The sequence below is a fragment of the Cryptosporangium sp. NPDC051539 genome (genome assembly GCF_044454545.1).
GTDB lineage: Bacteria > Actinomycetota > Actinomycetes > Mycobacteriales > Cryptosporangiaceae > Cryptosporangium.
Genome location: NZ_JBITDV010000005.1, coordinates 469,273 through 492,149 on the forward strand (window position 1 = coordinate 469,273; position 22,877 = coordinate 492,149).

The 22,877-nt window shown below is 68.5% G+C and carries 18 protein-coding genes and 1 tRNA gene; 8 read left to right on the forward strand and 11 right to left on the reverse strand.

The annotated features are described in order from the left end of the window. Positions 1–74 precede the first annotated feature (74 nt). Together ACIBZJ_RS18605 and ACIBZJ_RS18610 are read left to right on the forward strand one after the other, a co-directional pair. The gene (locus ACIBZJ_RS18605; RefSeq protein ID WP_395930997.1) at positions 75–1,775 is read left to right on the forward strand and encodes a GTPase; all 1,701 of its coding nucleotides are present in this window, start codon (positions 75–77) and stop codon (positions 1,773–1,775) included. Then, positions 1,772–3,511, forward strand: a complete 1,740-nt coding sequence (locus ACIBZJ_RS18610) for a GTPase (protein ID WP_395930999.1) — start codon at positions 1,772–1,774, stop codon at positions 3,509–3,511. The genes ACIBZJ_RS18605 and ACIBZJ_RS18610 overlap by 4 nt, the downstream gene beginning before the upstream one ends. 50 nt (positions 3,512–3,561) lie before the next feature. Here ACIBZJ_RS18610 and ACIBZJ_RS18615 read toward each other — a convergent pair whose 3' ends face one another. From ACIBZJ_RS18615 to ACIBZJ_RS18625, 3 genes are all read right to left on the reverse strand, one after another. Further along, complete coding sequence (locus ACIBZJ_RS18615; RefSeq protein ID WP_395931001.1) at positions 3,562–6,966, reverse strand: hypothetical protein; 3,405 nt, start codon at positions 6,964–6,966, stop codon at positions 3,562–3,564. A 1-nt stretch (position 6,967) separates the two neighbouring features. Further along, on the reverse strand, positions 6,968–7,432 hold the full coding sequence (locus tag ACIBZJ_RS18620; RefSeq protein ID WP_395931003.1) for a hypothetical protein: 465 nt from the start codon (positions 7,430–7,432) through the stop codon (positions 6,968–6,970). A gap of 428 nt (positions 7,433–7,860) precedes the next feature. After that, positions 7,861–9,087 carry an MFS transporter gene (locus tag ACIBZJ_RS18625; protein WP_395931005.1) on the reverse strand — a complete coding sequence of 409 codons (1,227 nt, stop codon included), beginning with the start codon at positions 9,085–9,087 and terminating at the stop codon, positions 7,861–7,863. A gap of 39 nt (positions 9,088–9,126) precedes the next feature. Here ACIBZJ_RS18625 and ACIBZJ_RS18630 point away from each other — a divergent pair, with 39 nt between their 5' ends. Further along, a complete protein-coding gene (locus ACIBZJ_RS18630; RefSeq protein WP_395931007.1) occupies positions 9,127–9,765 on the forward strand; it encodes a CGNR zinc finger domain-containing protein in 639 nt (212 codons plus the stop codon). A 16-nt stretch (positions 9,766–9,781) separates the two neighbouring features. On the opposite strand, the gene ACIBZJ_RS18635 is transcribed toward ACIBZJ_RS18630, so the two are convergent. Beyond that, entirely contained in the window at positions 9,782–10,414 is a 633-nt protein-coding gene (locus ACIBZJ_RS18635; RefSeq protein WP_395931009.1) for a LysE family translocator, read from the reverse strand. A 136-nt stretch (positions 10,415–10,550) separates the two neighbouring features. On the opposite strand from ACIBZJ_RS18635, the gene ACIBZJ_RS18640 reads away from it, so the two are divergent. Beyond that, positions 10,551–10,623: transfer RNA gene (locus ACIBZJ_RS18640), tRNA-Arg, on the forward strand. A 97-nt stretch (positions 10,624–10,720) separates the two neighbouring features. On the opposite strand, the gene ACIBZJ_RS18645 is transcribed toward ACIBZJ_RS18640, so the two are convergent. The 3 genes from ACIBZJ_RS18645 to ACIBZJ_RS18655 form a co-directional block, all read right to left on the reverse strand. Then, complete coding sequence (locus tag ACIBZJ_RS18645; protein WP_395931011.1) at positions 10,721–13,516, reverse strand: S8 family serine peptidase; 2,796 nt, start codon at positions 13,514–13,516, stop codon at positions 10,721–10,723. A 103-nt stretch (positions 13,517–13,619) separates the two neighbouring features. Beyond that, complete coding sequence (locus ACIBZJ_RS18650; RefSeq protein ID WP_395931013.1) at positions 13,620–14,402, reverse strand: DeoR/GlpR family DNA-binding transcription regulator; 783 nt, start codon at positions 14,400–14,402, stop codon at positions 13,620–13,622. 161 nt (positions 14,403–14,563) lie between these two features. Next, positions 14,564–15,100, reverse strand: a complete 537-nt coding sequence (locus ACIBZJ_RS18655; protein WP_395931015.1) for a YbhB/YbcL family Raf kinase inhibitor-like protein — start codon at positions 15,098–15,100, stop codon at positions 14,564–14,566. 153 nt (positions 15,101–15,253) lie between these two features. On the opposite strand from ACIBZJ_RS18655, the gene ACIBZJ_RS18660 reads away from it, so the two are divergent. Beyond that, a complete protein-coding gene (locus ACIBZJ_RS18660; RefSeq protein WP_395931017.1) occupies positions 15,254–15,823 on the forward strand; it encodes a hypothetical protein in 570 nt (189 codons plus the stop codon). A 49-nt stretch (positions 15,824–15,872) separates the two neighbouring features. Then, positions 15,873–17,135 carry an ATP-binding protein gene (locus tag ACIBZJ_RS18665; RefSeq protein ID WP_395931019.1) on the forward strand — a complete coding sequence of 421 codons (1,263 nt, stop codon included), beginning with the start codon at positions 15,873–15,875 and terminating at the stop codon, positions 17,133–17,135. Positions 17,136–17,195: 60 nt separating this feature from the next. Here ACIBZJ_RS18665 and ACIBZJ_RS18670 read toward each other — a convergent pair whose 3' ends face one another. After that, a complete protein-coding gene (locus tag ACIBZJ_RS18670; RefSeq protein WP_395931021.1) occupies positions 17,196–17,834 on the reverse strand; it encodes an RloB family protein in 639 nt (212 codons plus the stop codon). After that, a complete protein-coding gene (locus tag ACIBZJ_RS18675) occupies positions 17,831–19,069 on the reverse strand; it encodes an ATP/GTP-binding protein (protein ID WP_395931023.1) in 1,239 nt (412 codons plus the stop codon). Before ACIBZJ_RS18675 ends, ACIBZJ_RS18670 begins: the two co-directional genes overlap by 4 nt. Before the next feature lie 310 nt (positions 19,070–19,379). On the opposite strand from ACIBZJ_RS18675, the gene ACIBZJ_RS18680 reads away from it, so the two are divergent. Together ACIBZJ_RS18680 and ACIBZJ_RS18685 are read left to right on the forward strand one after the other, a co-directional pair. After that, the gene (locus tag ACIBZJ_RS18680; protein ID WP_395931025.1) at positions 19,380–19,550 is read left to right on the forward strand and encodes a hypothetical protein; all 171 of its coding nucleotides are present in this window, start codon (positions 19,380–19,382) and stop codon (positions 19,548–19,550) included. Positions 19,551–19,756: 206 nt separating this feature from the next. Next, entirely contained in the window at positions 19,757–20,005 is a 249-nt protein-coding gene (locus ACIBZJ_RS18685) for a hypothetical protein (protein ID WP_395931027.1), read from the forward strand. On the opposite strand, the gene ACIBZJ_RS18690 is transcribed toward ACIBZJ_RS18685, so the two are convergent. Further along, positions 20,002–20,796 carry a MerR family transcriptional regulator gene (locus tag ACIBZJ_RS18690; RefSeq protein WP_395931029.1) on the reverse strand — a complete coding sequence of 265 codons (795 nt, stop codon included), beginning with the start codon at positions 20,794–20,796 and terminating at the stop codon, positions 20,002–20,004. The genes ACIBZJ_RS18685 and ACIBZJ_RS18690 overlap by 4 nt on opposite strands. 96 nt (positions 20,797–20,892) lie before the next feature. Further along, positions 20,893–22,866 carry a putative bifunctional diguanylate cyclase/phosphodiesterase gene (locus ACIBZJ_RS18695; RefSeq protein ID WP_395931031.1) on the reverse strand — a complete coding sequence of 658 codons (1,974 nt, stop codon included), beginning with the start codon at positions 22,864–22,866 and terminating at the stop codon, positions 20,893–20,895. Positions 22,867–22,877: the final 11 nt, after the last annotated feature.

Genomic DNA, 22,877 nt, shown 5'->3' on the forward strand with positions numbered 1-22,877 from the left:
ACGGACGGCTGACCGTCCGCGTTCTCGATACTAACGGTGGTTGAGGTGGTCCCAGAACGGTCACTACCTCGGGCATGGACGGTCCGCGGGTTGCCGATGCGCTGGAGGCACTCCGGGCGTCCGTCGCCGGGATCCGGTTCGGTCTGTCGGTGGCCGACGTGGACGCGGCCCGCCGTTCGCAGGCCGAGCTCGTCGGCCAGGTGGACGACTACCTTCTGCCGCGCCTTCGTCAGCTGGACGCTCCGATGCTGGTCGCCGTGGGTGGCTCGACCGGCGCGGGCAAGTCGACGCTGGTGAACACGCTGGTCGGGGCAGAGGTGAGCAAGGCCGGCTGGCTGCGGCCGACGACCCGATCGCCGGTGCTGGTGTGCAATCCCGCGGACGTCGGCTGGTTCGACACCCCGCGGATCCTGCCGGGATTGTCGAGAACGACCGGTTCGGCCGGCGAGGGCTCCCTGCAGCTCGTGCCGCATCCGGCGGTTCCGCCCGGGCTCGCGCTGCTCGATCCGCCCGACATCGACTCGGTGGTGGCGGAGAACCGCGACCTGGCCGCGCAACTGCTGGCCGCCGCCGACCTGTGGATCTTCGTCACGACCGCGGCCCGGTACGCGGACGCGGTGCCGTGGGATCTGTTGCACACCGCGGCTCAGCGCAGCACCGCGCTGGCGGTCGTGCTCAACCGCGTGCCGCCGGAGGGCGTCGACGAGATCGGTGGCCACCTGGCGACGATGCTCGCCGACGAGCACCTCGGTGACGCGGCCCTGTTCCCGATCCCGGAGGTCGAGCTCTCCTCGGAGCGCATACCGGCGGCGGCGATCGCTCCGCTGCGGTCCTGGCTCGACGCGCTGGCGGCGGACGCCGAGGCTCGGGACGCGGTGATCCGCTCGACGCTGACCGGCGCGCTGAACAGCGTCCACAAGCGCGTTTCGGATCTGGCGGGGCAGCTCGACGACCAGGTCGCAACGGCGGCTGAGCTGCGGGAACAGGCAACCGAGCGGTACCGGACCGCGCTGCGGACGGTGGACGAGGGTGTCCGCAGCGGGACCGTGCTGCGCGGCGAGGTGCTCGCGCGGTGGCAGGAGTTCGTCGGAACCGGACAGTTCACCCGGAACCTCGAGGCCCGGATCGGTGCTCTCCGCGATCGGCTGACCGCGTTCTTCACCGGCCGCACGCCGACCGCCGACGCGGTGGGGCACGCGGTCGAGAGCAACTTGCACGCGCTGATCCGGGCGGCCGCGGACGAGGCGGCGGAACAGACCGCGTCGTTGTGGCGGGGTCATCCGGCCGGGCGCGCCCTGGTGGTCCGGGATCGTTCTTCGGACGATTTCGGCGATCGGCTGGAGGCCGAGATCCGCGACTGGCAGGGGCGCGTGCTCGAACTCGTCCGGGAGGAAGGCGGGCACCGCCGCAGCGTCGCCCGGCTGACGTCGTTCGGCGTGAACGGCGCCGGACTGGTGCTGATGCTCGCGGTGTTCGCGCAGACCGGCGGGCTGTCCGGGCTGGAGGTCGTGGTGGCCGGCGGCACGTCGGCGGTGAGCCAGAAAGTGCTCGAGGCGATCTTCGGTGACACCGCGGTCCGGACGCTGGCCGCGCGGGCGCGCGACGACCTGATCGACAGCGTCGAAGTGCTGCTGGAGTCGGAGCGCGACCGGTTCGTCGCGGCGGTGGACGCGGTGGCCCCGGCCGCGGAGCAGGCGGCGACGGTCCGGGACGCGCTGGCTTCGTTCGAGGCCGCGCTGCGGACCTACCTGCGGCAGCCGGGGCTGGTTTCATGACGTTGCTGGCCCGCTCGACCGACGAGCCCGCGCTGGCGCGGCGGCTCGAGGCGCTCGACCGGATCGTGTCGCTGGGAGCCGATCGGCTCGACCCGGTGCTGCTGGATTCGGCGCGGGACCTCTCCGGGAAGGCCGCGCAGCGGCTGCGGCTGGGCGCGGAGCACACGGTCGTGGCGCTGGCCGGCACGACCGGGAGCGGGAAGTCGTCGCTGTTCAACGCGCTGGTCGGCGTCGAGCTCGCGGCCACCGGGCTGCGGCGGCCGATGACGTCGTCGGCCCAGGCTGCGGTGTGGAATCCGGACGGCGCCGGGCCGCTGCTCGACTGGCTCGACGTGCGCCGCCGCCATCATCTGGGTGACGAAGGGGCGGACGCGCTGTCCGGTCTGGTGCTGCTCGACCTGCCGGACGTCGATTCGGTGCGGGTCAACCACCGGCTGGAGGTCGATCGGCTGGTCGAGCTCGTCGACCTGATCGTCTGGGTGGTGGATCCGCAGAAGTATGCGGACGCCTCGCTGCACGATCGATACCTCAAACCGTTGCGGACGCATGCCGAGCTGACGGTCGTCGCGTTCAACCAGATCGATCGGGTGCCGGCGGGCTCGGTTCGGGCCGAGACGGTCGGAGACCTGCGGCGGCTGCTGGAGGACGAGGGGCTGGGGCGCGTGCCGGTGGTGCCGGTGTCTGCCCGGACCGGCGAAGGGGTGCCGGAGTTGCGGGCGAAGTTCGCGGCGGCGGTGGCCGAGCACGAAGCGTCGGTGCGTCGCCTGAGCGCGGACCTGCGCGCGTTGGCCGACCGCCTGGCGCCCGCCTGCGGTACGGGACCGCCCGGCGGCCGGTCGTCGGGCGGTCGGTCGTCAGGCGGCGGGGCGTCCGGCGGCGGGCTCTCGGGCGGCCGATCGGGGGTGCCGGAGGTGGAGCGGGCCGATCGGGCCGCGGTCGTGGCGGCGCTGACCGAGGCGTCGGGAGCGGACGCGGTAGCGGCGGCGGTCGCCCGCACTCATCGGAGCCGGACCAGGGCGGCGACCGGATGGCCGGTGACCCGGTGGGTCGCGAAGGTGCGCCCGAGCGCGGCGACGAGGCTCGGGCTGCCCGGAGCGCGGTTGGGCGCAGGCGCCGACCAACCGAGCGAACTCGTCCGTACCGCCCTGCCGGGTCCCTCGGCCGTGCAACGAGCCCGAGTCGACACCGCACTCCGCAACCTCGTCGACCGCTCGACATCCGGGCTGCCGGATCCGTGGCCGGCGATCGTGAGCCGGGCCGCGACCGGCCGGCGCAGCGAGCTCCCTGACCTGCTCGACCGGGCCGTGGCCGGCACCGACCTCGGCCTTTCCCGGCGTCCGCACTGGTGGGCGGTCGCCCGTCTCCTGCAGAACGTGCTGGCGTTGGTGGCGCTGGCAGGGGCGCTGTGGTTGCTCGGACTGTTCGTCCTGGAATGGTTCCGGTTGCCGGAGCCACCACTGCCCGATGTGGACGCGGGGTCGTGGCGCATTCCGGTGCCCACCGGAATGCTGCTGGGCGGCGTCGCGGTGGGGTGGATCCTGGGGTTCGTGGGTGCGCGCTTGGGGGCGCTCGGAGCGCGCCGCAGGGCGACGGCCGCGAGGCGCCGGATCCGGAGCCGGGTGGAACAGGTGGCGACGGAGGTCGTGCTCGAACCGGTGAGCACCGAGCTCACCGCGAGGGCCGAGCTCTGCGAAGCGATTGCCCGACTCCGAGGCAAAAAACGCCCCGCGTCGTGACCGGATCACGCGGACCGACGTTCGACCGACTCCTCGCCGACGCCGTACCGCTAGAGCGGAACAGAATCCGTCGGTGTCACGAGATCGACCAGCGCCGGCTCGTACAGGTCAGCCGTACGCAGTATCTCCGGATCACCCTGCCCGATTCGACGTCCGAGCTTCACGGTATCGAGCAGTTCGAGGCCGATCCGCCTCTTCTCCTCCTGCCCTACCAGCTTCGCCTGGACCAGCCATTGACATCCCTCCCGCACGAGCATCACGAAGGTGTGCGGTGAGTTGATTCCGTTCTTCCGGAATACTTCCTGCAGCTCACGGTAGGCCTCGATCGCCTCGTCGAACCGCCTCTGGTCAGAGGGAGTCATCCTCGACCTCCTCAGACACACGGCGCCGCGCGTTGTCGCGACATATGGGTCGGATTCGCCTCCGGGGCAACCTCTCGCCGACTCGAGATAGCTGGCCGCGAGCTCGATGTCTCCCCCGTCCTCCTCGACTTCGTACCGACTGCATTGCAGCCAGTAGTGGAAATCGTTGTGAAGAAGGGGATGCACGGACTGGTAGATCTCCCGGACGAGTGGCGTGGGCAAACCGAGCCGTTTGATCTCTGCATGATTTATCAGCTTGATCATGATTCGGCGATAAGTGTGGTTCGAATCCGAGATGTTGTTCGCCAACGACGCGTAATACCAAAGCATCCGCTTGATCAGCTCGGCGAGTCCGGGCGGAGACTTCTTGAGCAGTTCGACGACCCGACCGGCGATTGCCCGGTGCCGACTACGGAGCTGCTGGTCGCCGATCTCCACGAGCATTCGCTGCTTCACCAGCCGCTTCACGACCGAGTAATCCTTGGGATTCGCCCGATTCGAAGAGAGGATCCCGAGTAGCTCCGAGTAACTGATGGCAGTGGTTTTGTAGACGATTTCTTCGAACAGGCAAACGATCGAGTAGATCATCGAAGAGTGGTCATCGAGTTGGACGTACTCGCTCCGAATCTTCTCCTCGAAGCGCATGCCGGACACCACTTCGACCATTCCCGCCAGAAGATCGCGATCGGATAGCTTTCTGAACTCCGCTACGCGTTCTGGTGGAAGGTGCCGCCGCAGCTTTCCCAGTAGCCTGTTGCGCTCCAGAGCGCCGAGGAGGCTTTCTATGTCGTGGTCGGACAGCGGCTCGTCCTGATTGATTCGGGTCGCCCCGCTCACCGCGTCCACGACATCGGCCCGCACGCTACGGACCGTTCCGACGACAATGGTCCGGCCAGACCGATTCAGCTGGCGGAGAATCACTGGCGCACGTGCGCCGAACATTTCGACGTCGTCTATCATGACGGCGTCGAGATCCATCTCCTCGGCGAGCCTGATGATCTCTTTGCTCTTTTGGCTGGCGTCGCGGTCCACCCAGCCGACGGACTTTCCTTGAGTGTTCATTTCGGCGGCCAAGCGCATCAGCGTCGTGCTTTTCCCGGATCCAGCCCGACCGGCCACGATAACGACCGGCGCTTTGCCGGGCGCTTCGACGTGCTGTTGAATTCGCACGACCGACGACAGGCGGACTGCTACGTCGTCCCGAACGTCACCCCAGGTCGGCTCGTAGCCCCGAAGAAGATCACTCGTTCCGGCCTCTGCCTGGTCTATCAAATGCTTGACCAACTGAAGACCTGTACCTTGGATCAGCCGGGTACGCCGCCGCGCGATGTTCTTCAAGCCTTGAGAGACGCTTTCCTGGTTGGACTTCAGGAATGATTTCGAAAATTCCGAGATATTTTCCTGAAGGTGCTGTACCGGGAATCCGTTCAGCCGCCAAACCTCGGCCTCTCGACCGCCGGCCGCCACCAGATACTGCGGGTAGTCGAGCGTACTTCCGGTGTTGGGATCGTTCACCAATCTCAAGCAGGTCCACAATGTCTCACTAGCCAGATCGGTCGCTACGATGAGAATCGGGCGCAGCAGCACATCCGTACTCAGCTGATTGAACCACGACGTTCGTGCGTCGTTCGCCAGTTCACTGGGAGGCACGAAGTCGACCGATCCGGCAGAGCCCGGAAAACCGTTCATCGCGATGACTTCGAGGCGATCGGCTTCGGGCGTGCGGAATGAATCACGCGCGTCGGTCACCGAAACCGTGTCTTCCAGACCGACTTCCTGCCGGAGAGCATTGAAAAAGATGTTCGTACCAGTGAAGTCGTAAATTCTCGCCCACGGTCCCTTGAGCATCAGGTGGGCGATGTGATTTCTCGAGTCCGCTGCCTCGGTCAGCGGTTCGAGAAGATCTGCTCGACGACTGGTGAAGTGCCTCTTCGCACGGATCATCACTTCGTGCAGCGGTGGCGGTGAACCCGACTCCGGCACGTCCATGGAGCTGAGGAGATGAGCGCGGTACTCGTCCGGCTCCATCAGTGGAAGGCCATTTTCCGAGACCGAGTACTGCGCGAGACCGGACGCGACTATCAGCACCATCCGTCCGGTCGACAAATCACGGCGGAAGTCGTCGTGGTACTCCGCGCCGCTCGCGGTGGACGAGGTGCCGACAGCGCGGCCCTGCGTCCGCCCGTTGACCTCCGGGCTGCGTGATTCGATTGGCCGTATCACCGCGGCGCGAAGGACGGTGCCGACATCGCTGGGCGAGCGGCATACGGTTACTTCGGGGTCCGAAGGGTCCTCCAGTCCAATGTTCACGGTGCAAACGGAGGGCCTTGATCGATCCGAAAGCGACAGCCAGCGGTTAGACGGCGCCTGGGCCGATTTTCCGGCAAGAGCGAGCGTCGGACGCGGCAGGTTCGGCGTCCAGAGCGGAGCTTCTCCGGTGGCGACAATTACCAGCGCGCAGTCTCGTGCCCACTCGTGAACATCTTGTCCGACTGCGGCGTCGACCTGTTCCGCGGAGGCGGTCACCAGCGACGGATCGGCGTCTTTCGCAAGCATCCGGAAGCAGCTATTGACGGCGATCAGCCCGATATCGAGGCCACCGATTCGCATTTTGGAGCTGCCGTCTCCGGCCAACAATCCGCTGCGCCATCCCGAATCCGATCGATACGGCGCGGCCCAGGACTCAAATCTTTCGAAAGAATCACCAACTGCTTGGACCAGTTCGACCGAGTCGCCGGACCACAGGCCCGGCTCGGCTTGATGCCACAGTTCGGTCAGGGCCTTTACCGGGAATCGCCCTGCAGGCAGGGGTAGACGATCACTACTCCCCGGCAGCAGATAGACCGGAGGTAGCTCTTGAGAGCCGCCGTAGTCGATGCAAGCTTCGAGCACATGATCCACGACCTCGCCGGCACGGTCGTATCCGGCCGGCCTGGCGTCGTCGGAAACGCCCCCAAGAATCAGCACCGCATCGGGAACTCGACGTTGAACGTGCGATCGGAGAGTGTTTTTGAAATCCGTCAGCTCAGCGATCGACGGGCCTACGTGCCGCATTCCACTGAGTACCAAAAGTGTGATCGGCTCGCCCGACACGTTACCGCTCCTCCAGTAGGATCGAGCTGACTGAACTTCTAGGTAACTGCAGAGTGGCGGACTTCTTCTTGAGACACGCCCCGGCGTCGAGCTTTATGGTGATGAAAGGCGAATTGACCGTCGCTTCTTCGATCCGGCCTCGCAGAACCGATTTCGGTGATCCGCAAGCCGCTTGAACTGCGGCTGCGCCCTGGGGGTTGAGGCTGAGCGATCCGGACGTGGAATCACCGGACGAACCGAGCAGCGCCGCGAGCGAAACCGTCACTACAGTGCCGAGCACGGCAAGAACCGCGGCCGAGTTCGCCACACGCTGCCGTCCGTCGACCTGTTTGGCTTCTGATTCGGCTAGCTCCAGGACACGAGTGATCAAATCGCTCGCCGACGTCGCGCTGTTGACGACGGGCCGCTCGACCGGCACAGCGACTGCACGGACATAACCGATGGCGGCCAAGAACCAAATGAGCATCGTGGTACAGCCGGCTACCCGGGTAGCCACCGGCTGGTCGGCGAGTGCCGTGAGGGTGAAGGTCGCAACTAGTGCACCGGCGAATGCGCTGACCGCGGATTGTGCTGCCTGTGCTCTCGCGCGTGCGTTCGACGCCAACCTGACGCGGTCGGGATAGTACGCATCAATGACCGCCGGCAGAACCGAGTCGACGAGGCTTTTCTTTTCTGGTGCCGCGGCCGTAGTCAGCGTCGCCCCCGCGCGTCCGTCCGTGTTGGATCGTTCACACTAAACATGGTCCGAGGGCGCGGCCAGCCCTCAGGCCTGCGGTTATCCGAAAGTCGAGCCCTACCCGTCCGAACAGACAACGCGAGGATCTTGTCAGTCGGCGTTTCGAAGTCCCCCGATGCGAACCGTTCTGACGATCGGCCGAGACAACAACCGCAGCCCTAGCGGAAGGGCACCGATGTGCTCTCCGGCACCGGGGCTAACGACTTCGGCGCCGCCTCCAGCGCCTTCCTCTCCGCACCCTCGTCCGCCGCCGCGAAGTACGGCTCCATCAACAACACCGCCGTGGCCGCGAACGTCAGCACGACGCCGACCAGCGCCGTGCTCCGCACCCCCAGAACCGGCAACAGCAACCCGCCGATCAGCGCGCCCGACGTGATCCCGACGTTGAACCCCGTCGACATCGACGCCGACGCCAGCTCGGTACTGCGCGGCGCGACCTGCATCACCCGGACGCCCAGCACCGACGCCATTCCGGAGAACGCCAGGCCCCCGAGCGCCACCGACCCGATGGCCAGCCACTGGGCGTCCCCGGAAACGTAGTGAAGCGCGAGCCCGATACCCTGCAGCGCTACCATCGTCGTCAGCGTCGCCCGAATCGCTCGGTCGATGAAGAGACTGACCAGAGCGACCCCCACGACCCCGGCGATGCCGCGCACGAACAGCACCGGTCCGATCGCCTCGGTCGAGAAGCCGTTGACGTCGGTCAGGAACGCGCTGATGTACGTGAACGCGGTGAACGCGCCAGTGACGCCCAGCACCGTCGTCAGGATGATGACCCAGAAGCGGCCGGAATCCGGTTCGGTACCGCGTGACGCGGCTTCCGTACCCTTCGGCGCGGTCGGCAGCAACGAGGCCACGCCCACCGTCAGCAGGACCCCGAAAACGCTCACCGCGAGGAACGCCACCCGCCAGCCCGCCTGCTGACCGAGCCAGGTACCGATCGGAACGCCGAGCACGGCCGCCAGCGAGCTACCGCCGGCCAGTGCCGACGCCGCCCGGCCTCGCACGTGCTCCGGGAACAGCGCGAACGCGGTCGGCGTGACGATCGACCAGAACAGCGCCTGGCCGAGCGCGGTCGCGAGCCGGGCCGACAGCAGCACCCAGTAGTTGCCCGCCAGCGCCGACACCAGCGCGGTGACGACCAGCAGCCCGACCAGCGCGGTGAGCAGCCACTTGCGGTTCCACCGCCGGGTGAGCGCAGTGAGCGGCACCGAGGCCACCACGACCACCAGCCCGTAACCGGTGACCAGCATGCCGACCGCCGACCGGGAGACGCCCAGGTCATCGGATATCAGCGGCAGCAGTCCGATCGGCAGGGTCTCGGTGGTGACGTACATGAACGTCGACATCGAAAGGACGAGAAGTGCGGCGATCGCCTTCGTCATGATGCCGGTCTAGCAGGTTTTGGTGGTAGCGTAAATAGAATGGCGGTTATCGACCTTCGAATCGTGGGTGGCCACGTCGCGCTCGACCTGGTCAACACGGTAGAGCCCCGGACACCCGAAGGCACCGAGTTCCGCGAACACCTCAACAGTCCCACCGATCTCATGAGTTGGGCCGTGCGCCTCGGAATACTGACGGACACCGAGTCGGAACAGGTCCGCGCGGCCTGGGACGCGTCGCCGACGGCCGGCGAGCAGGCGCTCCGCGCCTCCCTCGAGATCCGCGAAGCCACGTACGACGTCTTACTGACCGTGCTCGGTACTGCGCCGAACCCCCGTCCGGACGCTGCGCGAGCGCTGGACCATCTCGGGCTGCGGTGGGCGGCGGCCACGGCGCGCTCGGCCCTGACCTTCGGCGGCGAGGCGTTGACACTGTTCGTGGGCACCGCTCCGGCGACCCTCGTCCCCGACCGGCTGGCGATCACGACGGTCGAGTTCCTGCGTACGGGCGACACCAATCACGTCCGGGCCTGCCCGCTCGACGAGGGCGGCTGTGGCTGGTTCTTCCTCGACCGCAGTCGCAACGGGTCACGACGCTGGTGCGCGATGGGCGACTGCGGCGTCCAGGCCAAATCCCGTCGCCTCACGGCCCGTCGGCGCGAGGCACGAGCTGCCACCTAGACGTCCGACGAAGGTATTAGTCTTTGGTGCCGGTGAGCGCGAGGGTCGCACCGAGTCCGATCATCATCACGCCGCCGGTCGCGCCCAGGCGGGCGAGCCGCTCCGCGGACCGGGCGAACCAGCGGCGCGCGGTGGAGGCGGCGAGGGCGTAGAGCGTGTCGTTGACGAGCCCGATCGTGATCACGGTCAGACCGAGCAGCATGAGCTGGAGCGGCAGGTGGCCGGCCGAGTGATCGGCGAACTGCGGCAGCACCGCGCCGAAGAACACGATCGACTTCGGGTTCGTGATCCCGACGACGAACCCCTGCCGGATCAGGCGCCCGGCCGGCTGCGGCTCGGCCGACGCGACCTCGGTGACCGCATGCCGGTGCCGGATCGCCTGGACGCCCAGGTAGACGAGGTACGCGGCGCCCGCGAACTTGAGGATCCGGAACAGCACGATCGACTCGGCGACGATCGCGCCCACACCGAGCGACACCGCGGCGACCTGCGGCAGCATCCCGAGAGTGTTTCCGAGCACACTCATCAGGCCGCCCCGACGGCCCAGCGACAGCGACCGTCCGATGACGAACAGCGTGCTCGGCCCAGGGATCGCGACGATGATCACCGTGGTGAGAGCGAATGCGGCCAGGTGGGACAAGGGGAGCATCCCGACACGGTAAGCCGCGCCGGAGCACCGCCTCTAGAGCGATCCACGCCACTCCCGGCCGACGCACCCCCGTGCCCCGCTGGGGGCCCGAGCAACCACCCCGCTACCTACGCTATGCTTCTGACCCGAACGACCTGCGCTCGTAGCTCAACGGATAGAGCACTTGACTACGGATCAAGAGGTTGGGGGTTCGAGTCCCTCCGAGCGCGCGTCTGGTTGAGACAGGTCAGAGGCCCCGCAGCCCTACTCCGGCGCGGGGCCTTTGCTCTGCCCGGGATAGCGGCGGCGCGCAGACCCCTCGGCCGCCTACCGCACTCCGCTGACCACGGTCGTCGCCTCGCCGGTGCCGCCGTCCGACCACTGGATCTGGCCCAGCCACCGCCCCCGCGTCGCCGGCCCCGGGCCGCTGATCCGCAGCGGCCGGCCCGCACTGACGGCCCGCTCCGCCGTCGGCTCGGCGTCCGTGACGAGGTCCGACACCACGTACGAATCCAACCGCACCGCCACCGGTGCGGTCCCCGGTGCCGCCACCAGCCGCACGTACACCTCGTACGTCCCCGCACCCGGTGTCGACAAATCGACCCCCTCGTCCGCGGCCGGTCCACCGCTGGTCCCGACCCGCTCGCCGCGCCGGTAGACGTACAGATCCGCGTCGGTGCCGATCGGATAGTCCGCCGGATTCAGCGCGAACCGCGCCAGCGCGGTGTCCTTCGGCACGGTCACGGTGAAACGGGCGGTCGAATCCGAGACCGTGGGCGCCGCGGCGGAGAACCGTGACGGCGCGCCGGTGACCCGCAGCCTCGCGAACCGCCCCACCGCCGGCACCGGGCCGACGACCCGCGCCGAGAGCCGACCGCTGAACCCCGGCACGACCGTCACCTCGCGCCCGAGCCCCACCGCGGACGGCGCCGCCACCACCACCGGAGTGACCGCGACCGGCATCCGCACCGTGTGCCCTCCGCCGGTCCAGGTGATCGCCCCCGAGGCCAGTTGGTCGTACGGCGCCGACACGCGGTGCAGGGCGACCGTGAACGACGCCCGCTCCCCGGGCCGCAGCGTGAGCGTCCGCGGCTGCACCGACATCTCGACCCCCGCCGGTTCGTCGACCCGGGCGGTATAGGTCGCGGTGGTGTCCCCCACGTTCGTCACAGTCCGTTTCACCAGGCGGACGCCGGCCAGCGAACCGATCGTGATCGACGCGGTGTTCTGGGCGCTGTACGGGGCGGTGGCGGCCGCCGCCGAGTCGAAGACCAGGCCGGGATCGAGCGCGGCCGACACCGACAGCGCACCCGCGCCGTACTCGGCCGGCCCGGCGATCTCGCCGCCCTGGGTGGTGATCGCGGTGCCGTCCGGGCCCCGCGTGAGAGCGGTCGTGACGAGCGCCGACTTCACTGCGGCCGGAGACCAGCGCGGATACTTCGCGCGGAGCAGCGCGGCCGCGCCGGCCACCTGGGGCGTCGCGACCGACGTCCCCGACCGCACGCCGAACGACGCTTCGCCGTCCGCGGCCAGCACGTCGACGCCCGGCGCCAGCAGGTCCGGCGCGAGCGCGTCACCGTCCGGTCCGCGGGCGGAGAATTCCGCGACCTCGGGCCGGGTCGCGCCGGTGGCGCGCATCCGCGCCGCCTCGAGCCGCGCCGTGGGGTGCCGGGCCGACGTCAGGTACTGCTGGAGACGCCGGTAGGCGCGGAAGTCGACGTGCACGGTCGGCACCGAGTGGGCGTCGGCCGCGATGTCGTCGGCGCCCGGATTCGCCAGCACCATGCCGACGCCACCGGCCCGCGACACCTCGACGCTCTTGTCGAGCCGGGCGTTGCCACCGCGCAGGCAGACGACGATGCGCCCCCGCGTCTCGGCCGGGTCGATCGTCCCGGCGTGGCACTGCTGAGCGGCGAGGGGCGCGGTCGCCGGGGCCGCGAGAACCAGCGGGCGCGACGGAACGGCGTCCCCCAGCCCGGCGCCGGTCAGGCGAGTCCCGTTCCCCAGCCGCACGACCGCGACCGGGTGCCGGTCGTAGGTGCCGGCGCCGACCGTCGTCACCCAGGGGCGTCCGTGCGCGGTGCGGGCGGACGGGCCGTCGTTCCCGGCCGAGGCGGCCACGAACACGCCGGCCTGCGCGGCGCGGTACAGCGAGGTGGCCAGCGGGTCCTCCCCGACCGCCCCGGCGACGGCCCGGTCGACCGAGACGTTCAGCACGTCGACGCCGTCCGCCACGGCCTGGTCGACCGCGGCCACGGTGTCCGACGTCGCGCAGGTGGCTTCGCCCTTCACCTGCCAGCAGGCCTTGTAGGCCGCGACCCGGGCCGCCGGGGCCACCCCGGACACGGCGCCCAGCGTCGCCGGAACGTCAGCGGCTCCGACGGCTACCGCGGCCGCGTGCGTCCCGTGGCCATCGGTATCCAGCGGAGAACGGACGTCGGAGGCGTCCGGGGTCTTCGAGCCGAGGCCGCGCACGTACCACCGAGCCCCCGCCACCGCCCCGCGGCAGCGGAAGTCCGGGACGATCCGCCCGGCGTCCGCAACCTCCGAAGCCGCGCATCGACCGCGGTAGCGCGCCGCCGCCGGCCGCTCCCCCGCGAAACTGGGGCTCGACGGCGCGATCCCGGTGTCGACGAACCCGACCACGGTTCCGGCCCCGGCCGACGACGGCCCGCCCACCGACTCCCACGCCCCACCGACGCCCGGCAAACCGAGGAACTCCCCGGTTCCGGCCGGCGGAACGCCGTCCAGCGTGTGCACGGAGTCCCGCACCACCGACCGGACACCCGGCAACCGCCGCGCGGCCGCCACCTGGTCGGGCGTGAGCTCGGCCGCGAACCCGTTCAGCGTCCACCGGTACGAGTAGACCGGCGCGACGCCCGGCAACCGCGAGAGCACCTCGGTCCGCCGCCGGTCGAGGTACTCCCCGTACCGGCGCACGGCTACCGAAGTCAGCGCGAGCCGCTCACCGCGCCGGGGACGCGTGGCCGGCAGGTCGCCGCCCGAGTACGCGGCGATCGGCGCGTCGCTCAGCGCGACGATGTGCAGGACGGCGGGCCCGTCCGGCGGAGCGTCCGCACGGGCGGGAGCAGCAACGGCCGCGGCACAGCAACCACAGACCACTCCGACGAGGGTCGCGGTCCACGCGGATCGGTGCTGGTCCGTAGACGCCGCCTCTCATCGGGTTACACGAGAAGTGTACCCAAATCGGGCGTAATGGCTGAAGTCAGGCGTGCTGGTCAACCGGAAGCGGCGGCGCGACATGCACCCGGAGCCCGCGCGCGACCAATGCGTCCAGCACGTCCTTGGTCACGTCCGAGTCGGTGATCACCGCGGTGATCGAGCTCAGATCCGTGACCCGGTACGTCGAGACCCGGCCGAGCTTCGTCGAGTCGGCCAGCACGTACCGCTCGAAGCTGCGCGCGATCATCTGCCGCCGGACCGTGGCCTCACCCTCGTGGCACCCGGTGAGCCCGGCCTGCGGGTGCACCCCGCCGGCACAGACCAGCGCCACGTCTGCGAACCCCTCGGCGAACACCCGTTCGGCCGCCGGGCCGGACACCGCGAGTTCTTCCTCACGCACGTGCCCCGGCACCAGCTGCACCTTCACCCCGGCGTGATCGGCCAGGTGCGAGGCGACGTGCCCGGACGTCGTCAGGATCGAACCGGCCCAGTCGCCGGGTAACGCCTTCGCGGCCTCCAGCAGCGTGGTGCCCATGTCGAAGACGACGGTCTGCTGCGGCCGCAGCAATCTGACCGCGTACCGGGCGATCGCCTGTTTCGCCGCCACCTGCGAGCCGACCCGCCGGTCCCAGCCCTCCGAGCGTTTCGGCGCCCGGGTGGCGCCACCGTAGACCCGGGTGAGCTCGCCACGGCGTTCCAGCTCGTTCAGGTCACGCCGGATGGTTTCCAGCGATACACCGAGCTGAGTGGCCAGATCGTCCGCCCGGACCATGCCCCGCGTGCCCAGTGCGGTCACGATCTGCTGGCGGCGCTGTTCAGGGACCATCGCTCCTCGTCGGGGGAAGACGTCGGGAAACAGAATGGACGCTGCCGACTTCACTATTACACAGCGGCGGCTAACAGTCCTCTCTGGACGATCCTATGACCACCCGGCGCGCACTCGCATCGGGGGGCCGGGCATTACTCGCCCGGCCCCCGTACTGCGAATCAGTGCTGGTAGGTCGGTACCAGCAACGCCCGCGCCAGCGTGTGGAACGCGAGGTTGAAAGACACCACGGCCGGCGTCGCGTCCGAGTTCACGTCGAGGGCGTCGACGTCGACCGCGTGCACCACGAAGTAGTAGCGGTGCACCTGGTCGCCGGGCGGAGGGGCAGCACCGCCGTAGTTCTTCGTCCCGTAGTCGTTGCGGACGTGGAACGCGTCACCGGGCAGGCTGTCGTCACCCGCACCGGCACCGGTCGGCAACGACGTGGTCGACCCCGGCAGGTTCACCGCGAGCCAGTGCCAGAAGCCGGACGGCGTGGGTGCGTCCGGGTCGTAACACGTCACCACGAAGCTCTTCGTCCCGGCCGGAAATCCCGACCACGAGAGCTGCGGGGAAACGTCCTGACCCCCGGCGTCCCCGGCCACCTGGGCCAGGTCGAGCTGCGTACCGGCGGTCACATCGGTGCTCGTCACCGTGAACGACGGCACCGCGGGCAGCAACTCGTACGGGTCGGGCGCCTGCGGACGGTCAAGCGGCATGATCTCCTCCTCGTCGGTCGACTCGTGGGTCGATCCGGGAAAACCCTTCCACGCACCTCCCGCCATGGCGCGGGCCGGGCACCATGGAGTTTTCCCCGACCCGTTCGGGGGTAGTGCGACCTCGCTATTCACCGAGTCTCGGAGGGGATTCCCGTGCTGACCGACGTTGCCCGCCGCGTGGCGGACCCGGCGGAGAAGCTGCTCACCCAGTCGTTCCGGTTCGCCGGATGGGTGGTCGGGCGCGCCGCAGGCCCCGTGTTCAAGCTGGCCGGCGCCGCCGGCAAACCGGTCGTCCAGACGCTGGGACGGCTGAGCCCCGGCGCGGCCGAGGCACTGTTCTCGCTGCTTCCGGGCCGTCGTCCGGCCCCCGAGCCGGTCAAGCCTCCGGTCACGCCGCCGGTGCGGCCCCCGCACACCGCGACGGTGCCGACCGTCGGTGGGGCACCCACACCGGCCGCCGCCCACGCCGAGGCCGCGAGCCTGCTGGCCGAGGTGGCGCCGGGTACCGCCGCCACGGCCTCGGACGACCTGCCGGTGAAGAACTGGGACGGGCTGACGATCGCCGCGATCCGCCAGCGCACCCGCAGCCTCGACGACCGGGCCATCCTGACGCTGCTCGCCTACGAGCGCGCGCATGCCGCCCGGCCGGCCGTCGTCCTCAACCTGGAGAACCGGCTCGCGAAGCTCCACCGGCCCAACGGCGCAACTCCCCAAACTACGTAAATACCCTATAATGGGCGCTTAGCGGTCATCGGGCGTCGGGGGGCGATGGATGGCGGGCCGGATCGACCGGGACGCGCTGATCGCGCCGTACGACGTCATCGGGCACCCCCCGGCGCCGGACCTGACGGCCTTGGCCGAGCTCGCCGCTGACCTCTCCGGGACGCCGACCGCCATCGTCAACCTGATGGGCGAGTCGATCCAGCACTCGGTCGCGACCTACGGCCGCTTCGAGCCCGGTGCGTGCGGCCGCCAGGACTCGATGTGCAACGCGATCCTGGACGAGCCCGGCCAGGTCATCGTCAACGACACGCTCGAGGACCCGCGCTTCGCCGACAGCCCGTACGTGACCGGTGAGAACGCCGCGTTCCGCTTCTACGCGGCCACCCACCTGCGCAATCCGCAGGGCCAGGTGCTCGGCACCCTCTGCGTGTTCGACGACGATCCCCGCAGCCTCGACGATCGGCGTATCCGCGGTCTGGGGCTGCTCGCCCGCCAGGTGGACGACGCCCTGGAACTGCGCCGGCGGACGTCGGAGCTGGTGGACGCCGTGGCCGAACTGGCCGAGGTGCGCGCCGAGCTGACCCGCTCCAACGAGGCCCTGCACGCGTTCGCCGGCCAGGTGAGCCACGACCTGCGGAACCCGCTCACGGCGGTCAACGGCTTCCTCGAGGAACTGCAGTACAACGTTCCGCACGACACCCCGTCCTCGGAGTACGTGGCCCGTGCGTTGTCGTCCACGCACCGGATGAGCGACCTGATCACCGACCTGCTCGGCTTCGCCAAGCTCGGCGGAGAGCTCCGCCGGGAACCGGTCGCGCTCCGCAACCTGGTGGAGGAGGTCCGGCACGACCTCGCGCCCGCGTTGAGCGCCGTCAACGCCCGTCTGGACGTCGGGCCGCTGCCCACCGTCCGGGTGGACGCCACGCAGATCCGGGCCGTACTGCAGAACCTGATCTCGAACGCGGCGAAGTACCGGCACCCCGAACGCCCGCCGCTGATCGCCCTCCACAGCTGCCGTCAGGAACACGCCTGGCGGATCGAGGTGGTGGACAATGGCATCGGCGTCCCGCGCGACCGGCGCGAGGAGGCGTTCAGCCCGCTGACCCGGGTGCACGACCCGCACGACTCCAGCGCCGAGGGTGCCGGCATCGGGCTGGCCACCGCCCGCCGGATCATCAACGCCCACGGTGGCCAGATCGGCCTGGAGGCCAGCCCGTCCGGTGGCACGGTCGCCTGGTTCACGCTCCCCGACCCGTCCGAAGGCAGTTCCCTCGGCGGTCCGCCCACGCCGCGCTCGGCGCGCGTCTTCTAGTCACGCCGCCCGGCCGACCACCGCCGGCACGCCCGCTGAGGCCGCGTCCCCGACTGAAGATCAGACGGTATTTGCGGTGACCGCGTCGATGAGCTGGTGCATGCCTGACGAAGGGTTGTCATCAGGCAGCGTGCGGCCATTTTCTGCGTGCCGCTGTTCCAGGGCCTTGGCCCGCTGGCCGGCAACATGTTTATTAGGCATGTACGCCTTGCTACCCACGCCCTTGTCCGGCTGTCCGTCACACGTCCGCCTCAGGCGCCGGGCGGAATCGGTGTCAAGAAAAGACGAATGATCTCTGAAATGCAAGATCAGCCATAGCTCGAAGCAGGGATTGGAGATGGCTAGCCTCACACCGGCCCGACGTGCTGCCTGCACAGCCTCTCGCAGATTGGGATGGTGGATCGGCCACTCCACATCGAACACACACCAGAATTCGTCGACCTCACCCTCTTCTTTCGCGTTCTTGATCTGCGCATCGATCGCGAGATCAACGAGAGCCAGGGGTGTCGACCTATTGGACGACTGTATCCTCAGGTCCACAGCCGCAGCCTTCTGAACCTCTGGATCACGCTTGAGGTCCTCCAGGTATTCCGGCTCGGTCCGCTTGCCTTCGCAGAAAATAACGAACGTCTTGCGCGGTTTGCGAAACCCCGACCTCCGCTTCAATGATTGAGGCAGGTTCCGCATTCGTCTGTTCATGGTTCATCCTGCGGAATCAGGCCGAGTAGCGACCGGATCGCGTGCTGGTCAAGTTCGGGGACAGCGCCGAACCGTCCTTGCAAGTAGGCCTTTTCCAGGTTAAGGGATCGGCGAACCTTGTCCCCTCCGAAGTCGGCCAGGGCGGTGAGAGACGTCGCGCCGTCATCGCCCTTCTCCGTGAGCCAGACCTCGTCTCGATTCAGGTGGTTGAGCAAACTGGTGTCATGGCTGGTAAATATTAGCTGCGCCCCTCGGGGATTGGTCTTCGGATCCCGAAAGAGTTCGAGCAGCTTGGCGGAGAGACGAGGATGGAGGCTGGCATCGATTTCGTCGAACAGAAGAGTACGTCCATTTCTCAACGCCCCCAGCACCGGACCGATCAGTCGGAACCAGGTTCGCGTGCCCTCTGATTCGTCGAAAGCGCTGAAGACAACCTTCTGATCGGCAACCCGATGAACCAATCGAATTTTGCGGCGCGGCGACGAATCCACTGTCTCGTCGCTCGGCTCCTCGACCACTTCGACGTTTTCGATACCGAGATCGGCGAATCGTAGCAGGGCGAGCGCGGAGCGGGGCCCCCAAAATTCGTCGGAGCCGCCGCCTTCGAAGAGTTCCAATTGATCGGGATCAGGCCCGTCCAGAAATAGCCGTTCGGTTTCCTGGGCGCGGTACGGAGCAGGTGCGTAGTACCCGGAGTATCGAGGCCTTCTCGGGCGTGCTCCCAACACGAGAATGTTGGCGACTTTCCGGCCGAAGAGACTGACCTCGGGTTCGTTGAACCGAATCGCGGCCGACAGCGCTAGTGTCGTCGGAGTAAGAAGCTCCCTGACCCCCGAAAGCGTAGAGGCGAGGCCTCGGCGAAACTGAACCTCAAGGCCTTCTCGCTCGAAAAGCAGGCGCCTCCGTCGCTCGGGGTAGCTGTAGAGCGCTTCGAAAGACACCTCGTTGTCGCTGAGTTCGAGTTGGTAGGCGTAGCGAACCCCGCCGACTATCATTTCTACTTCAAAGCTCGTCGATCGTCCTGCCGCGTTGCGGAACTTGAATGGCTCGCGTGGAACGACTTCGTCCCACGCCCTGAGGGATTTGTTAATCGCCGTTGAGAGCCACGCCAGGGCATCCACCACGTTGGACTTTCCCGATGCGTTGGGCCCGTAAATTCCGGCGACGGTCAGCACGCTCTCGTTCAGGAGGCCGAAGGATCTAGCGGCCGGCCGATCTTCGTCCACCGCAATCATGGACAGTTCGACGGTCTGATCTATCGAACGATGGTTCGAAACGGCGAACCTTAGTAGCACTGCTCGCCTCCCTGCATCAGCCGTGCACTCTGATGCCACTCTACGTCAAATCTGTACGAGATTTGCTCTGCAGTTGCTGATTGCCGCCCCTCACACGTCATCTTGGCCATCCTGTGAGGTGCAGGGTCGTCCGCCCGAGCGGCCAATGCGCTCAACGTGTCGGTGACGGCGGCGCCCGACCCGAGCGAAGCGGAACCCGAACCCAGCCACTAGCCGTTCCAGGATCAGCGAGCCCGGGTAGGTTCGGCCAATGACGCGTGTCCGGATCAGCACCGCAGCACACGAGGTGGAAGTCGAGTCACCCGACGCCGACCCGGACGAGTTGGCCAGCCTGGCCCTCTGGCTGCACGAACGCACCAGGGACCCGAAGATCACCCGGGCCTTCGGCGTCACGCATGCGGATACCTCGATCCAGTACTGAGGCTCCAACCCCTCCGGATGGGGGCCATGCGCCGAGGTATGAGACCGGCAGCTCCGGTAAGCGACGCTTCTGGTGGCGCGATCCTGTCGCTACCCGGTAGGCAGGATCGCGCCCTCTTCCCCAGTGGCCGGCTCCGTCACTCCCACCACGGAGTGACGGTGCCGGTGAGGGCTCAAGAGCGGCGGGCCGTGGTCGATGACCGGGGCATGAGCTCACGATTCACGATCAGCGGATTAGGCCTGAACGCGTCCGACAGCACGGCCACACGAGTCGGCTGGCAGATCGCGCAACGCGTCGAGTACATCGTCAACCAGGTGGCCCGCCAGAAGGCCGGCGCACCGGCCGACGAGATCGCCCAGGAACTGCACGGCCGCTTACGCCGAATGGGCGTGGTGCCGAACGTCCGGGAACTCAACGAATACGCCGACCGGATCTCGAACCTGCCCGCGGGTTAGTCGCCCGGGCGGCCTTCCTTGGCCAGCGCGCTCACCGCGTCACCCAACACCTGGTTGACCGCGTTCTCCATCGCGATGGCCAGCATCGCGTCGACGCTCTTACGCGCCAGCGGCCGCAACCTCTGCACGAGGTCCGCGGCCGCGGCCGGATCGTCGATCTCGGGCGGCGCGTCGTGCTCCTCGTGCGCCTCGCCGGGCGAGAGGCTCGGCGTGATCGTGGCCTTGACCAGCGCGACGTAACGCTCGGCGACCCGCTCGATGTCGTGCATGCAGTCTTCGGCGAGCTTCATCACGACCGGCAGCGGATACCCGGCCTGAACCAGCTGCACGGCGATGTCGAGGAGCTGGGGGCTCGCGACCCGGAACCGCGGGCCGTCCGGCCGCAGCATCCCGGCCGAGATGGCCCGGTCCAGCGACCCTCGTTCCTCCTGCCGGCCGAACATGCGCTGCAGGTCACCGGCTGAGATGACGGTCTGCGGCTCCTCGCTCCACGGGCCGGTGAGCGCCGCTTCCAGCCCCAGCACGTCGGCCAGGTCGCGCCCGCGCTCCCACGCCGAGATCAGCTCGCCGATGTGCGCGAGCGAGTACCCCCGGTCGAGCAACCGCGCGATCAGCCGGAGCCGTGCCAGGTGCGCTTCGCTGTACCAGCCGATCCGGCCCCGGCGCACCGGCGGCGGAAGAATGCGCCGCTCCTGGTAGAGCCGGATGTTGCGAACCGGTATCCCGGACTCGCGCGCCAGATCGTTGATCCGGTACTCGCCGGCCCCTTCGGTCTCTGGACGGCCCGCCATGCCAGGGACTCCCCTTTCGTCCGGCGCCGCTAGCGAGTATCCCACCCTCAAATGGTGTAACGATCCCGAGGTCCGCAACGTGGTCGAACGGGCGGTTCAGGCCACCGCGGCCGACGTCCCCGCGGCTGACGACTCGGCGGCCGACGTCCCCGTGGCCCGGCTCGGCGAGCCCGACGGCGGACGCCGATCGGCGAGCCAGCTCGTCAGTGGTCCGGGGCGGCCGAGGCCGTACCCCTGGCCGTAGTCGACGCCGATCTCGCGCAGGATGGCCAGCGTCTCGTCGTCCTCGACGAACTCGGCGACCGTGCGCAGACCCATCTCGTGGCCGATCTGGTTCACCGCGGCGACCATCGTGCGGTCGATCGAATCGTGCGTGATCGTCTTGACGAAGTTCCCGTCGATCTTGAGGAAGTCCACCGGCAGGTTCTTCAGGTACGCGAACGACGACAGGCCGCTGCCGAAGTCGTCCAACGCGAACCGGCAACCGGTGGACCGCAGCTCGGTGATGAACCGGCGTGCCACCCCGAGGTTCGTGATCGCGACCGTCTCGGTGATTTCGAAGCAGACCAGGCTCGGCGAGAGCTTGTGCTGGTCGAGCTGCGCGTGGACGAACGTCCGGAACTCCTCGTCGCCGATCGAAGGGCCGGCCAGGTTGATCGTGTACAGGTCGTCGTTCGTCGGCTCGCCCGGCTTGTAGTGCGCGGCCAGCATCGAGATCGCCTTCGCCACCACCTGCCGGTCGAGGGCGGGCAGCAGGTCGTACCGCTCGGCGGCCGGGAAGAACAGCCCCGGCGAGATCAGCGAACCGTCGGCCTCACGCAGCCGGACCAGGATCTCGCCGATCCGCCCGGTCTGCGCCTCGGGCCGCACGGTGGGCACGATCGGCTGGTAGACCAGCTCGAGCCGGTCCTCGTGCAGGGCGTCCAGCAGGGCACCGGCCCAGATCGAGTCGCTCTGCCTGCGGTTCAGCTCGACGTCGCCCTGCTGGTGGACGTGGACCCGCCCGCGGCCGGCCTCCTTCGCGGCGTACAGCGCCGCGTCCGCTAGCTGCATGACCTCTTCGACGTACCGGACCTGCCCGAACAGCGGCAGCACGCCGATGCTCGCGCTGGCCGCGAACGTACGCCCGTCGGCCTTGTACCGGTGGGCGGCCAGCGCCGCGCATGCCGCTTCGGCCAGCGCGACCGCCTCTTCGACCGTCGGACGCTCGACCAGCAGGCCGAACTCGTCGCCGCCGAGCCGGGCCAGCGTGTCGTCCGGATCGAGTACGCCCTTGAGGACGTCGCGGACCTCGACCAGCAGCCGGTCGCCGGCCGGATGGCCGCAGGTGTCGTTGACGATCTTGAAGCGGTCGAGGTCGAGCACGCAGACGACGGTCGCGCCGGTCTCCTCGACCCGGGTCAGCACCTCGTCGATCCGGGTCTCGAACTCGCGGCGGTTGAGCGCGCCGGTCAGCGGATCGTGGTCGACCTCGAACTCGAGCTGGTCGGCCAGTTCTTGGGTGGCCGCCTGCGCTCGGTCGGTCAGCCGCCAGTTGCCGACCGCCGCGATCGCCGCGGCACCCACGTACGCGGCGTGGATCAACGCGAACTTCACCGGCTCGGCCGCCTGGTGCGAGTGCGCGCCGTAGACGTTGGCCGGCGTCAGCACGCCCACGATCGCGTGTTCCACCCCGACGAAACCGATGGCCAGCAGAAACGTCAGCCAGTCCTGGTACAGCATGATGACGAAAAGCATCACGAAGAAGTGGAAGTGCGCCTCGATGTAGCCGCCCGAGAACGAGACGACGACGGCCGACGACACCACCGTGCCGAGCGTCGCGGTCACCGCACGCAGCCGCCGCGGCAGCCCGTCCGACGCCGCGATCGCGGTGAGCAGGACGAGCGGCGCCACCGAGTACATGCACTGAGCGGCCGGGATGTGCCGGATCAGCCCGTAAATCGGCAACCCGACGACGTGGGCCGCCAGCAGCAGCACGATCGTCTGGTGCCGCGAGGCCCAGGTGAGGTCTCCCGGCGGTCGCCCACGCGGGAGCCGCTGCCAGAAGCTGCGGACCAACCTACTCAGCACATATCCGACAT